The following is a 13,001-nucleotide window of genomic DNA, read 5'->3' as shown; positions in this document are numbered from 1 at the left end:
CCACCCTCTCCCCGCAGGGGAGAGGGAGCTAGTGCGCGCACCTTTGCAGCGTGCTGTTGTCCGGAGATCTGTTAATGCGTCCCATCACCCGCCTCCACTCCCGCACGGCCGTACTGCCGGACGAGAACATCGACACCGACCGCATCATCCCGGCGCGCTTTCTCACCACCACCGAACGCGCCGGCCTGGGCAAGCTGTGTTTCAACGACTGGCGCTATCAGACCGATGGCAGCGATAACCCGGCCTTCCCGCTGAACCAGCCGCAAGCGAAGGGTTGCGCCATCCTCGTTGCCGGCCGCAACTTCGGTTGCGGTTCCTCGCGCGAACACGCGCCGTGGGCCTTGCTCGACTACGGCATCCAGGCCGTGTTGTGCAGCGAGATCGCTGACATCTTCCGCAACAACGCACTGAAGAATGGCCTGCTTGCCATCGTGCTGGACGATGCCGAGCACCGCTGGCTGCTCGACCATCCCGGTATCGAACTCAGCATCGACGTGCGCGAGCAGGTCATCGCCCTGCCGGACGGCGGCCACATCCGCTTCCAGCTCGAACCCTTTGCACGTCACTGCCTGCTCAACGGCGTAGACCAGCTGGGCTATCTCCAGCAACACCAGGACGCCATCACCGCCTACGAACAACGCATGGAGAAAGCTGCATGAGAGCGCATATCGTCACCCTGCCCGGCGACGGCGTCGGTCCCGAGGTCACTGCAGCGGCGGTTGCCGTACTCGATGCCGTTGCCGCGCACTACGACCATCACTTCCATTTCGAAGAACAGCTGATCGGTGGCTGCGCCATCGATGCCACCGGCGAACCGCTGCCGGCCGCATCACTGGAAGCCTGCAAGGCCGCTGATGCCGTGCTCCTCGGCGCGGTTGGTGGCCCGAAGTGGTCCGACCCGAATGCACCGGTTCGTCCGGAACAGGGTTTGCTCGCTCTGCGCGCTGCCCTTGGCGTCTATGCCAACCTGCGTCCGCTGCAGGTCCATCCGGCGTTGGCCGCGCTGTCGCCGCTGAAGAACGAAAAACTGAAGAACGTCGACGTGCTGTTCGTGCGCGAACTCACCGGCGGTGCTTACTTCGGTGCCAAGACGCGCACCTTCGACACCGCCACCGATGAGTGCAAGTACACGGTGGCCGAAGTCGAACGCGTGACGCGCCGTGCCTTTGAGCTGGCACGCGAACGCCGCAAGCACGTGACCTCGGTGGACAAAGCCAACGTGCTGGAAACCTCGCGTCTGTGGCGCACCACGGTGCAGCGCATCGCTAACGAATTTCCGGACGTGAAGCTGGAACACCAGCTGGTCGACTCCATGGCGATGCTGCTGCTGACGCAGCCGGGCAAGTACGACGTCGTAGTCACCGAGAATCTGTTCGGCGACATCCTGACCGACGAAGCCGCTGCACTGGCCGGCTCCCTGGGCCTGCTGCCATCCGCATCACTGGGCGAAAGCAAGGGCGGTCTGTACGAGCCGATCCACGGCTCTGCGCCAGACATCGCCGGCCAGGGCGTGGCCAATCCCATCGGCGCCATTCTCTCCGCCGCCATGCTGTTGCGTCACTCGCTGGGCATGGAACAGGAAGCGGGCACGGTGGAGGCCGCCGTCGCCGATGTGCTGGAGCAAGGGCCGCACACGCGCGATATCGGCGGCACCGCCGGTACGCAGGAGGTGCTGGAGGCCGTGCTCGCCGCCATTGACGAACACGCCTGCAACGCGGCGGCTTTTCTCCGCTGGGGGCGCGCATGCGGCTGATCTTTGCCATTCCCTTGGTTAGTTCCACATCGTCATTCCAGCGAAAGCTGGAGGCGCTCTTTCAACAGCCGAAGGGCTGGTCATCCAGCGCCTTTACGGCACGCAAAAGTCACTGGATCCCAGCTTTCGCTGGGATGACGGCAACTTTGTCGGCAGCTGCAAGCCTTGATCTCCATTCTTCGGAAACCACGCATGCGTAGTGACCTGATCAAAACCGGACCCGACCGCGCCCCCGCACGCGCCATGCTGCGCGCCACGGGACTCGACGACGACGCCATCACCAAACCGCTGGTCGCGGTGGTGCATACGTGGTCCAACGTGAGTCCGTGCAATCTCAATCTGCGCGAACTCGCCGAACACGTCGCCGAAGGCATCCGCGCCGCCGGCGGCACGCCGATCGAGTTCAACACCATTGCCGTCACCGATGGCATCGCCATGGGCACGCCGGGCATGCGCGCGTCGTTGATCAGCCGCGAGGTGATTACCGATTCGATCGAGCTGGCTGTCGACGGCCACTGCCTTGATGCGATGGTGGTGCTGTGCGGTTGCGACAAGACCATTCCCGCTGCTGCGATGGCAATGGCTCGCCTCAACATCCCCAGCGTCGCGCTGTACGGCGGCACCATTGCGCACGGCACGCACGACAATCACCCCATCACCATCCAGCAGGTGTTTGAGGCGGTCGGCGCGCATGGCGCCGGCAAGATCGACGACGCCAAACTCACCGCAGTCGAGCGCGACGCCTGCCCGGGCGCCGGCGCCTGCGGCGGCCAGTTCACAGCCAACACCATGGCGATGGTGCTGTCCACGCTGGGCCTGTCGCCGATGGGCTTCAACGATATTCCCGCCACTCATCCGGCCAAGGCAGCCGCCGCGCGCCGCTGCGGCGAGCTGGTGATGACGTGCCTGAAGGAGAACCGCACGCCACGCGAACTGCTCACGCAGACAGCATTCCGCAATGCCGCTCGCATGGTCGCGGCCACCGCCGGTTCCACCAATGCGGTGTTGCATCTGCTGGCCATTGCGCGCGAAGCGGGCACGCCGTGGACGCTGGAGGACTTCGAGCCGGCATCCAGGCAGACACCCGTGATCGCCGATCTGCTGCCAGGTGGCCGCTATACCGCCGTGGAGATGTTCGGTGCAGGCGGCAGCGCACGCGTCGCGCAGGAACTCATCGCGGCGGGCATGCTGGACGATGCGCCCACCATCACTGGCCGCAGCCTTTTTGAGGAAGCCGCCGCCGCGCCACGCGCAGAAAAGCAGGACGTGGTGCATCCGGTCACGCAACCGCTGAAGCCGCGAGGCGGCTACTCGATCCTCTACGGCAACCTCGCGCCAGAGGGCTGCATCCTCAAGCTAGCCGGCAAGGGCGCGAACCACTTTGAAGGCCGCGCTCGCGTCTTCGAAAGCGAGGAACAGGCTTTCGCCGCCGTGCAGGGCGGCCTGATCGAGAAAGGCGATGTCATCGTCATTCGCAATGAAGGCCCCGCCGGCGGCCCGGGCATGCGCGAAATGCTGGGCGTCACTGCCGCCTTGGTCGGACGTGGTCTCGGTGACGACGTCGCGCTGATCACCGACGGCCGCTTCTCCGGCGCCACGCACGGCTACATGGTCGGACACATCGCCCCTGAAGCCGCACGCGGCGGCCCCATTGCGCTGCTGCGCGAAGGCGATCGCATCCGCATCGACGCCGACACCCGCGAGATCAGCACCACCGCCGACCTCGCCCCACGCCGCGCCGGCTGGCAGCCACCGGCGCCCAAGGTCACCCGCGGCGCGCTGGCCAAGTACGCACAACTGGTCGGCTCCGCCTCCGACGGCGCCACCACGCATCCATCCGCAGTACGCACCACCCATACAGCTACTTCTTCCTACCACGCACACGAAGACACGACTGCAGGAGTCACCGCATGAGCAACCAAGCTTCCAACGACACTCTCGCCAAAGCCCGCATCGCCGTACTGGGCTATGGCAGCCAGGGCCGCGCCCACGCCCTCAACCTGCGCGACTCCGGTCTCGATGTCGTGGTCGGCCTGCGCAAGGGCGGCCCTTCGTGGGAGAAGGCCCGCGCCGAAGGCTTCAACGTGGCCGAACCAGGCGAAGCAGTGAAAGGTGCCGATCTCGTCGCCGTGCTGACGCCGGACATGGTGCAGCCCGCGCTGTACAAAGAGCACATCGAGCCGAACATCAAGCCCGGCGCCGCGCTGCTGTTCGCGCACGGCTTCAATGTGCACTTCAAGCAGATCGAACCGCGCAGCGACATCGACGTGATTCTGGTGGCACCGAAGGGACCGGGCGCACTGGTGCGCCGCGAGTATGAGATCGGCCGTGGCGTGCCCAGCATCTGGGCCATCCATCAGGATGTCAGCGGCCAGGCTGAAGCAAGGGCCAAGGCCTATGCCGACGGTATCGGCGGCGGCCGCGCGCTGCTGATCAAGACCGACTTCAAGGAAGAGACCGAAACCGATCTGTTCGGCGAACAGGCGGTGCTGTGCGGCGGCGCCAGCTCGCTGGTGCAGGCCGGTTTCGAAACGCTGGTGGAAGCGGGCTACCAGCCCGAGATCGCTTACTACGAAGTGCTGCATGAGCTGAAGTTGATCGTGGACCTGTTCTACGAAGGCGGCATCGCACGCATGCTGGAGTTTGTCTCCGAAACGGCACAGTACGGCGACTACGTCAGCGGCCCGCGCGTGATCGATGCCGGCACCAAGGCGCGTATGAAAGACGTGCTGAAGGACATTCAGGACGGCACCTTCGCGCGCAACTGGATCGCTGAGCACAAGGCGGGTTTGCCCAACTACAAGAAGTTCAAGCAGGCGGACCTTGAGCATCCGATCGAACAGGTCGGCGCGAAGCTGCGCGCGCGCATGCCGTGGCTGCAGGCGAATGCGCCGAAGGCTGCGGCGGAGCCTTTGAAGAAGGTGGGTTGATGCCATTGCTCGTCATCCCTGCGAAGGCAGGAATCCAGTGACTTTTGACGCGCCGCAAGACTTCAAAGGCACTGGATCCCTGCTTTCGCAGGGATGACGGCGATGGGAGTGTTCGTTTCGCATGAGAGGGACCACCACCCCGCACGTGCCCCTCGCCACCCCTCCTTGCAAACAAGGGAGGGAGCTTTCAAACCGCTACTCACCGCCATTGCCACGGCGGCTCCTTGGGAAACCCGATCACCGTGAACATGCCACTTCAGAAGGACCTACCCTCACACGCTTCCACCCATCCGCTCGCCGGCCAGTCCATGAGCGGCGCGGAAGTGGTCGTGCAGGTATTGGCCGATGAAGGCGTCGGCGTGCTGTTCGGTTACTCGGGCGGCGCCATTCTGCCGGTGTATGACGCCGTGTTTCGTTACAACGCCACGCACCTCTCGCCACTGGGCGGCGAGCCGATGCCGCTGATCGTGCCCGCCAACGAGCAGGGCGCGGGGTTCATGGCCGCAGGCTATGCGCGCGCGTCGGGCAAGGTAGGCGTGGCCATTGTCACTTCCGGCCCAGGCGCCACCAACATGGTGACACCGGTACGCGATGCGATGTCCGACTCGGTGCCGATGGTGGTGATCTGTGGCCAGGTGCCCACCGGTGCGCTGGGCAGCGATGCGTTTCAGGAGGCTCCGGTCAGCAACATCATGAGCCCGTGCGCCAAACACGTGTTCCTGCTCACGGATCCAGAGCGGCTGGAAGCAACTTTGCGCACGGCCTTCGAAATCGCGCGCAGCGGACGTCCCGGCCCGGTGGTGGTCGACATTCCGAAAGACGTGCAGAACACCACGCTCACCTTCGCCGGTGAAGGCACGTTACCCATTCCCGGCTACCGCGCGCGCCAGCATGCGATTCAAACCGCCCGCGTGGACGATGCACAGTGCGACGCCTTTTTTGACGCGCTGGCCAAGGCCAGGCGCCCGCTGATCTATGCAGGCGGCGGTGTGATTGCCGGCGAGGCATCGGCCACGTTGCGCGCTTTCGTCGCGCAGTTCGGCTTGCCCGTGACGACGACCCTGATGGGCCTCGGCGCCATCGACACGACCGAACCGCTCGCCTTGCACATGCTTGGCATGCACGGCACCGCGTATGCCAACTATGCGGTGGAAGACTGCGACTTTTTGCTGGCGCTTGGCGCGCGTTTCGACGACCGCGTCGCGAGCGTGCCGGATCGCTTCGCCCCCCATGCGCGTTTCATCGCACAGATCGATATCGATCCGGCCGAGATCGGCAAGGTGAAGTCCGTACACTGGCATCATCACGGCGACCTGGATCGCACGCTGTCTCGTCTCCATCAATTTGGCGTGCGGCACGGCTTCAATTTTGGCGCCGAAGGCCGCTATGCCCACTGGCACGATCACATCGGCGCACTGAAGCAAACGCATGCGTTGAACTACGATCGCGAAAGCCCGTTGATTCAGCCGCAGGCCGTGATCGAGGCGATCAATCGCCACACGCAGGGCCGAGCCGTGATCAGCACCGGCGTCGGGCAACACCAGATGTGGGCGGCGCAGTACTTCGATTTCCGCGAGCCGCGGCATTGGCTCACCTCCGGCTCCATGGGCACCATGGGCTTCGGCCTGCCAGCCGCGATTGGCGCGCAGTTCGCGCGCCGCGATGCGGTGGTGATCGATATCGACGGTGACGCCAGCATTCGCATGAACCTGGGCGAGCTTGAGACCGTCACCACCTACGGCCTGCCGGTGAAGGTGGTGGTGCTCAACAACATCGGCGACGGCATGGTGCGGCAATGGCAGAAGCTGTTCTTCCGTGGCCGCTTTGCTTCGTCCGACAAGAGCCTGCACAAGAAGGACTTCATCAAGGCAGCACAGGCCGATGGCTTTGAGTGGGCGAAGCGGCTCGAAGACAAGGCGGAGCTAGCCGCCACCATTGCCGATTTCATTGCGTTTGAAGGTCCGGCCTTTCTGGAAGTGATGATCGACCCAGATGCCGGCGTGTACCCGATGGTGGGGCCGGGCGCGACGTATGCGCAGATGATCACCGGTGATTTCATTCCGTCGCGCGTGGCGCCAGCAGAGGTTGGAGATTCGAAGAGCGACATGTTCTAGCAGCGTCGTTCCAGCGAAAGCTGGAACCCAGTGACTTTTCCGACCTACAAGGCACTGGATTCCAGCTTCCGCTGGAATGACGAGTAGGAGGCGTAAGGGGTTGCCATGAAACACACGCTATCCATCCTTCTGCAAAACGAATCCGGCGCACTAATGCGCGTCGCCGGCCTGTTCGCCGCGCGCCACTGCAATATCGACTCGCTCACCGTTGCCGCCACGCGCGATCCCGCCGTATCGCAACTGACGTTGGTGATGCACGGCGCCGACGACACCGTGGAACAGATCATCAAGCAAACCCGCAAACTGGTGGATGTCATCGAAGTCACCCACCCGGCCGCCAGCACGCCATGAATGTGGCGGCTGAACGCGTAACAGCCACTAGCAGTCTCAGCGAACACGAATTGCTGCGGCAAACGGTGGGCGCACGCGTCTACGACGTGGCGCGCGAGACCGCGCTGGAAGCGGCGCCGCTGCTGTCGGCCCGCCTGGGCCAGCGTGTCTTACTCAAGCGCGAAGATCAGCAGCCCGTGTTTTCCTTCAAGTTGCGCGGCGCTTACAACCGCATGGCGGGGCTTGGCGCCGCCGAGCGTGCGCGCGGTGTCATTGCGGCGTCGGCAGGTAATCACGCGCAGGGTGTTGCGCTGGCGGCCGCGCGGCTTGGCATTCGCGCCATCATTGTGATGCCGGTGACGGCTCCGCAGGTAAAGGTGGACGCGGTACGCCGCTTCGGTGGATCGCTGGTGGAGGTGATGCTGGCTGGCGATTCTTACAGCGACGCGCAGGCTGCGGCCGCGCGGTTGCAGGCAGAGCACGGCTATACCTTTGTGCACCCCTTCGATGACCCGGCGGTGATCGCGGGTCAGGCCACGGTAGGCATGGAAATTCTGCGCCAGCATCCAGGGGCGCTGCACGCGATCTTCGTACCGGTGGGTGGTGGCGGTTTGCTGGCAGGTATCGCGGGGTATGTGAAGGCGCTGCGGCCCGAGGTCAAAGTGATCGGCGTGCAGACCTGTGATTCCGATGCGATGACGCAATCGCTGCAAGCCGGCTCGCCGGTGACGCTGGCGGAAGTCGGATTGTTTGCGGATGGCACTGCGGTCAAGCGCGTGGGTGACCTTACGTATGCGTTGTGCGACCGCTACGTGGACGACATGGTGCGCGTGGATACCGACGCGATCTGTGCCGCCATCCGTGACGTATTTCAGGACACGCGCAGCGTCCCGGAGCCCGCAGGCGCGCTTGCGCTGGCTGGGCTCAAGCACTACGTCGCCACGCACGGCGCGATGGAGCACCCGATGGTGGCCATTGTCTCCGGCGCGAACCTCAATTTTGACCGGCTGCGCTTCGTCGCCGAGCGCGCCGAGGTGGGTGAGCAACGGGAGGCTGTGTTTGCCGTCACCATTCCCGAGGAACGCGGCAGCTTCCGGCGCTTTTGTGCGGCGCTGGATCAGCGCAGCATCACGGAGTTCAACTATCGCATTGGCAACACGTCCGAAGCCCATATCTTCGTGGGCGTGCAGACCACGCGCCGCGATGAACGCGACACCCTGATCGACGCCTTCCGCACGCATGGTTTCGGCGTGCTCGATCTCACCGACGACGAACTGGCAAAGCTGCACTTGCGCCACATGATTGGCGGCAGCTCACCACTCGCCCGCGACGAGCTGCTCTATCGCTTTGAGTTTCCGGAGCGGCCCGGCGCGCTCACGCGCTTTCTCGGCCATATGCATCCGGACTGGAATATCAGCCTGTTCCATTACCGCAATCAAGGCGCGGATTACGGGCGCATTCTGGTCGGCATTCAGGTGCCGCAGCACGAGCGGGCGTTGTTCCAGGCGTTTCTCGATACGTTGGGGTATCCGTTTCGGGATGAGAGTGAGAACCCGGCGTATCGGTTGTTGTTGAGGGAGTGAGGATGGGCTAGTCGCGCACAGGGTTCCCCTCAGCCTTCGACAACCTCCAGCTCAAACACATGGTTGTCGTAATCGCTGAAGTAGAGCGCCGTGTCCCCGCGCGCCATCTGGTAATCCAGCGCCAGTTCGTCCAGACGCCTCGCGCACGCCAGCTGTTCTTCCTTGCTGACGGCGAACGCGATGTGGTCGCCATTGCGTGCGGCAGGGCCGCTACCACGGATCAGGGCGAACTCCAGGCCGGCCAGCGCCACGATGACTTCCGGATGGGCGTCATCGGGGTTCTCTTCCTGAACGATGCGCGCGTCATCGAACACGCCGGTAAGCAAATGGGCGGTGCGCGTGGGATGCGCGACGATCAAGGCGATGTGGCTCAGGGCTTTGGGCATGGTGCGGTGCATCCGATCTTTCGTGCGGCAGGGAAGCTCTGATCGATTCCACGTACCCGGCATGACGTCCAGAAGGCCCACCGGCGGTGTCGCGTGGCGCAGGGCAGACTGGCCGTCTGTTCAAGCCGCGTGACACAGCCGGTGGGCCTTCTGGACGTCACCCCGTCTTTTCAATTCAGAATGTTGGGGCCGCACGGTATGCGTGCATACCGTGCGGTGACGGGTGCGTGGAATCGATCAGAGCTTCCCTAGTGTAGGCAGCTTTGTGACGGCGTTGCGACAACCCGGGCAACAGGTCACGCCACGCGTGAGGGTGGTGCAGGCTAAACTGGGCGAATGGCTCCGACATCCCGCAAGCGCCAGCGGCGCAACCTGTCTTCGTCCACCACGCCCCGGGTGCGCCCGGCGGTGAGATCGGTTGGCATCGCACAGCCGGCCGACAGCTCCACCCGCGCCACGCGCGTGCTGGACTGGCTATTGCAACGGCTGCCTGCGCGCTATCGCACCAAGGCGCGCGACTATCTCGTGCTTACCCGCATGGATCGTCCCATCGGGGCCTTGCTGCTGTTGTGGCCGACGTGGTGGGCGCTGTGGCTGGCGGCGGCGGATTTCCCGCCCATGAAGCTGCTGGTGATCTTTACGCTGGGCGTGTTCTCCATGCGCGCGGCGGGCTGTGCCATCAACGACTTCGCGGATCGCAAGCTCGACCCCCAGGTGGCCCGCACCGCCGGGCGCCCTATCGCGACGGGCCGCGTGACGCCTCGCGAGGCGCTGCTGGTGTTCGCCTGCCTGCTGGCGTTCTCGTTTGTGCTGGTGTTGTTCACCAATAAGCTCACGGTATGGCTGTCGCTCGGCGGCGCCGCGCTGGCGGCGATCTACCCGTTCACCAAACGCTATACGCAGATGCCGCAGGTCGTGCTGGGCGCGGCTTTTGGCTGGTCGATTCCGATGGCCTTCGCCGCGGTGTCCAACACCGTGCCGGCGGTGGGCTGGCTGCTGTTTATCGCCAACATCCTGTGGTCGGTGATCTACGACACGCAGTACGCCATGGTGGATCGCGACGACGACATCAAGGCGGGCGCCAAGTCCACCGCCATTTTGTTTGGCGATGCGGATCTGCCGATCCTGGGCATCCTGATGGGTACGTTCCTGCTGGCGATGCTGTTTGTGGGTCAGCGCAGCGCTCTCGGCTGGCCGTACTGGCTGGGGCTGCTGGCTGCCGCCGGGTTGTTTGGCTGGCAGATGTGGCGCATCCGCGACCGCAACCGCGACGCCTGCCTGTGGGCGTTCCGCAACAACAACTGGCTGGGCATGGCGCTGTGGATCGGCATCGTGCTGGCGCTGGCCGTCCGCTAAAAGCCGCAGGCCCTAGTGGGAGCGCACCCAGTGCGCGACTTCTCGCCCACGGTGCCACAGTCGCGCACAGGGGGTGCTCCCGCCTGTCTTTCGCGCTGCGTGGAAAATCATTCGCCTGTCCTGTCGATTCCGGCGGATACCGTTCGTCGTCTGCATGAAAGCCGCCTTCTGGCGGTCCGTTCACACTGTCCAAAGGAGTGATCCTCATGCGAGTCATGGCTATGGTCCGCGCCACGCGCGCGTCCGAATCCGGCGAGATGCCAAGCGAGAAACTGCTGGCCGAGATGGGCCAGTTCAACGAGGAACTGGTCAAGGCCGGCGTCATGCTGGCCGGCGAAGGCCTGCACCCCAGCTCGCGCGGCGCACGCATCCGTTATGACGGCGACAAGCGCACGGTCATCGACGGGCCGTTCACGGAAACCAAGGAGCTGATCGCCGGTTTCTGGTTGCTGCAGGTCGGCTCGCTGGAAGAAGCCGTCGAATGGCTCAAACGCTGTCCCAACCCGTTTGAGGAGGGTACGTCGGAGATCGAAATCCGCCGCGTGTACGAAGCAGAAGATTTCGGCGAAGCCTTTACGCCCGAACTGCGCGAACAGGAAGAACAGCTACGCGCAAAGATGTGCGACCGCCGCTGACCCAACGGAGACACCGTCATGCAGATCCAGCCTTATCTGTTTTTCGATGGTCGTTGCGACGAGGCGCTCGCCTTCTATGGCAAGGCCGTGGGCGCCCAGGTGCAGCATCTGATTCGCTTCAAGGACGCCCCGGCGCAGCCCGGCGATCAGGCCAACTGCCCTACTCCGGCCGATGGCGAGAAAGTCATGCATGCCTCCTTCACGATAGGCGATTCGCTGGTCAACGCGTCCGATGGCGAGTGCGGCGGCACGCCGGATTTCCGCGGTTTCTCGCTCGTGCTCAACGTCAAGGACGGAGCCGAAGCCAAACACCGGTTCGACGCGCTGCTTGAAGGTGGCGGGCAGGCCACCATGCCGCTCTCGCCCACCTTCTTTGCCTCCAGCTTCGGCATGCTGAGCGACCGCTTCGGTGTGCAGTGGATGGTGATGTCGCCGCCCTGAAACCCGGGCGCGATGAACTTGCGCCGCATCGGAGGTGGTGCTGTGATCGGGGGCTATGGCAGCCAACGACATCCACCGCACCATCGACGCCGTCTGGCGCATCGAATCGCCCCGGCTGATTGCCGGCCTCGCCCGCATCGTGCGCGATGTGGGCATGGCCGAAGAACTGGCGCAGGACGCGCTGGTGACGGCGCTGGAGCAGTGGCCGTCGACCGGTGTGCCCCGCAACCCCGGCGCATGGCTGATGACCACGGCCAAGCATCGTGCGATCGACCAGCTGCGCCGCCATGCCCTGCACCGGCGCAAGGAACACGAGCTCACGCGCGAGATCGAGGATCAGCTCGAACAATCCGTGGGGGATCCAGATGCCATGCTCGACAACCCGGTGGGTGATGATCTGCTGAGCCTGATATTCACAGCCTGTCATCCGGTGCTGTCTACGGAGGCGCGGGTGGCGCTTACGCTGCGCCTGCTCGGCGGCCTCACGACGCCGGAGATCGCCCGCGCATTTCTGGTGCCCGAGCCCACGGTGGCGCAGCGCATTGTGCGCGCCAAGCGCTCCCTCAGCGAGGCGCAGGTGCCGTTTGAGGTGCCGCGCGGCGAGGAGCTGGCTGTGCGGCTGGCCTCGGTGCTCGAAGTGGTCTATCTCATCTTCAACGAAGGGTACGCCGCTACGTCGGGCGGTGACTGGATGCGCCCGGCGCTGTGCGACGAAGCCTTGAGGCTGGGCCGCGTGCTCGCCGGGCTGGCACCCAACGAACCGGAAGTGCATGGACTAGTGGCGCTGATGGAGATCCAGGCATCGCGCACGGCGGCGCGCACGCGTCCCGATGGCGAACCGATCCTGCTGGCAGAACAAAATCGCGCACGCTGGGATCAGCTGTTGATCCGGCGTGGGTTGGCGGCGTTGCAACGTGTCGACGCGTTGGGTGGCAGTGGCGGGCCGTATGCGCTGCAGGCAGCTATCGCCGCCTGTCATGCCAGGGCGCGATCCGTGGAGGACACCGATTGGTCGCGCATCGCCTCGCTTTACGACGCGCTGGCACAACGCATGCCGTCGCCGGTGGTGGCGCTCAACCGCGCGGTGGCGCACGCGCAGGCCTTTGGTCCGGATGTCGGACTATCGCTCGTCGACGCCTTGCGTGATGAACCGCTGATGCGCCAGTACCACCTGCTGCCGAGCGTGCGCGGCGAACTGCTCAGCCGGCTCGGCCGTCATCGTGAGGCGCGCGACGAATTCGAGCGTGCCGCATCACTTACCCGCAATACGCGAGAGCAAGAGCTGTTGTTGCGTCGTGCTTCGGCCAGTGCTGCGGCGATCTAATTCGATGCCCGGAGGCTGCGAGTCCTCGCCTTTGTTCGTCATTCCGGCGCAGGCCGGAATCCAGTGACCGCTACGTGCGATTTTCGCGATGAAACAAGCGCCCTGGCTCTTGTCGCGAAAATCGAGATACCTCGTAACTGGATTCCGGC

Annotated in this window: 12 protein-coding genes; 11 read left to right on the top strand and 1 reads right to left on the bottom strand. The window is 64.5% G+C overall.

From position 1 onward, the window contains the following. Positions 1-74 precede the first annotated feature (74 nt). From leuD to ilvA, 7 genes are all read left to right on the top strand, one after another. Positions 75-659, top strand: coding sequence for a 3-isopropylmalate dehydratase small subunit (gene leuD, locus OQE56_RS17735; protein ID WP_267226051.1), 585 nt, complete (start codon positions 75-77; stop codon positions 657-659). Next, entirely contained in the window at positions 656-1,753 is a 1,098-nt protein-coding gene (gene leuB / locus OQE56_RS17730) for a 3-isopropylmalate dehydrogenase (RefSeq protein WP_267226049.1), read from the top strand. Before leuD ends, leuB begins: the two co-directional genes overlap by 4 nt. Before the next feature lie 192 nt (positions 1,754-1,945). Next, the gene (gene ilvD / locus OQE56_RS17725) at positions 1,946-3,667 is read left to right on the top strand and encodes a dihydroxy-acid dehydratase (protein WP_267226048.1); all 1,722 of its coding nucleotides are present in this window, start codon (positions 1,946-1,948) and stop codon (positions 3,665-3,667) included. Beyond that, the gene (gene ilvC / locus OQE56_RS17720) at positions 3,664-4,683 is read left to right on the top strand and encodes a ketol-acid reductoisomerase (RefSeq protein WP_267226047.1); all 1,020 of its coding nucleotides are present in this window, start codon (positions 3,664-3,666) and stop codon (positions 4,681-4,683) included. Before ilvD ends, ilvC begins: the two co-directional genes overlap by 4 nt. A gap of 248 nt (positions 4,684-4,931) precedes the next feature. Further along, positions 4,932-6,797, top strand: a complete 1,866-nt coding sequence (ilvB, locus tag OQE56_RS17715) for a biosynthetic-type acetolactate synthase large subunit (protein ID WP_267226258.1) — start codon at positions 4,932-4,934, stop codon at positions 6,795-6,797. Between the two features lie 105 nt (positions 6,798-6,902). Beyond that, on the top strand, positions 6,903-7,148 hold the full coding sequence (gene ilvN, locus OQE56_RS17710) for an acetolactate synthase small subunit (protein ID WP_267226046.1): 246 nt from the start codon (positions 6,903-6,905) through the stop codon (positions 7,146-7,148). Next, complete coding sequence (ilvA, locus tag OQE56_RS17705; protein WP_267226044.1) at positions 7,145-8,710, top strand: threonine ammonia-lyase, biosynthetic; 1,566 nt, start codon at positions 7,145-7,147, stop codon at positions 8,708-8,710. The genes ilvN and ilvA overlap by 4 nt, the downstream gene beginning before the upstream one ends. A 29-nt stretch (positions 8,711-8,739) precedes the next feature. On the opposite strand, the gene OQE56_RS17700 is transcribed toward ilvA, so the two are convergent. Further along, positions 8,740-9,096 (bottom strand): VOC family protein, encoded by a 357-nt coding sequence (locus OQE56_RS17700; protein ID WP_267226043.1) that lies wholly within the window; start codon positions 9,094-9,096, stop codon positions 8,740-8,742. 336 nt (positions 9,097-9,432) lie between these two features. Between OQE56_RS17700 and ubiA the strand changes: the two genes are divergently transcribed. The 4 genes from ubiA to OQE56_RS17680 all read left to right on the top strand — a co-directional run bounded on the left by ubiA (position 9,433) and on the right by OQE56_RS17680 (position 12,852). Then, the gene (gene ubiA, locus OQE56_RS17695) at positions 9,433-10,452 is read left to right on the top strand and encodes a 4-hydroxybenzoate octaprenyltransferase (protein WP_267226038.1); all 1,020 of its coding nucleotides are present in this window, start codon (positions 9,433-9,435) and stop codon (positions 10,450-10,452) included. A 206-nt stretch (positions 10,453-10,658) separates the two neighbouring features. Next, positions 10,659-11,087, top strand: a complete 429-nt coding sequence (locus OQE56_RS17690; RefSeq protein ID WP_267226037.1) for a YciI family protein — start codon at positions 10,659-10,661, stop codon at positions 11,085-11,087. 18 nt (positions 11,088-11,105) lie between these two features. After that, positions 11,106-11,528 carry a VOC family protein gene (locus OQE56_RS17685; RefSeq protein ID WP_267226036.1) on the top strand — a complete coding sequence of 141 codons (423 nt, stop codon included), beginning with the start codon at positions 11,106-11,108 and terminating at the stop codon, positions 11,526-11,528. A gap of 55 nt (positions 11,529-11,583) precedes the next feature. Then, positions 11,584-12,852 carry an RNA polymerase sigma factor gene (locus OQE56_RS17680; protein ID WP_267226035.1) on the top strand — a complete coding sequence of 423 codons (1,269 nt, stop codon included), beginning with the start codon at positions 11,584-11,586 and terminating at the stop codon, positions 12,850-12,852. Positions 12,853-13,001: the final 149 nt, after the last annotated feature.

The organism is Dyella silvae, from assembly GCF_026421305.1.
Classification (GTDB): Bacteria; Pseudomonadota; Gammaproteobacteria; order Xanthomonadales; family Rhodanobacteraceae; genus Dyella; species Dyella silvae.
This window is presented reverse-complemented; position numbering and strand designations above follow the sequence as displayed.

Bases quoted from the DNA above. Each gene is read 5' to 3' on its own strand.
- ilvD (WP_267226048.1), top strand. From the start codon at position 1,946: ATGCGTAGTGACCTGATCAAAACCGGACCCGACCGCGCCCCCGCACGC.
- ilvN (WP_267226046.1), top strand. From the start codon at position 6,903: ATGAAACACACGCTATCCATCCTTCTGCAAAACGAATCCGGCGCACTA.
- OQE56_RS17700 (WP_267226043.1), bottom strand. From the start codon at position 9,096: ATGCCCAAAGCCCTGAGCCACATCGCCTTGATCGTCGCGCATCCCACG.
- ubiA (WP_267226038.1), top strand. From the start codon at position 9,433: ATGGCTCCGACATCCCGCAAGCGCCAGCGGCGCAACCTGTCTTCGTCC.
- leuD (WP_267226051.1), top strand. From the start codon at position 75: ATGCGTCCCATCACCCGCCTCCACTCCCGCACGGCCGTACTGCCGGAC.
- ilvC (WP_267226047.1), top strand. From the start codon at position 3,664: ATGAGCAACCAAGCTTCCAACGACACTCTCGCCAAAGCCCGCATCGCC.
- ilvA (WP_267226044.1), top strand. From the start codon at position 7,145: ATGAATGTGGCGGCTGAACGCGTAACAGCCACTAGCAGTCTCAGCGAA.
- OQE56_RS17690 (WP_267226037.1), top strand. From the start codon at position 10,659: ATGCGAGTCATGGCTATGGTCCGCGCCACGCGCGCGTCCGAATCCGGC.
- OQE56_RS17680 (WP_267226035.1), top strand. From the start codon at position 11,584: ATGGCAGCCAACGACATCCACCGCACCATCGACGCCGTCTGGCGCATC.
- leuB (WP_267226049.1), top strand. From the start codon at position 656: ATGAGAGCGCATATCGTCACCCTGCCCGGCGACGGCGTCGGTCCCGAG.
- ilvB (WP_267226258.1), top strand. From the start codon at position 4,932: ATGCCACTTCAGAAGGACCTACCCTCACACGCTTCCACCCATCCGCTC.
- OQE56_RS17685 (WP_267226036.1), top strand. From the start codon at position 11,106: ATGCAGATCCAGCCTTATCTGTTTTTCGATGGTCGTTGCGACGAGGCG.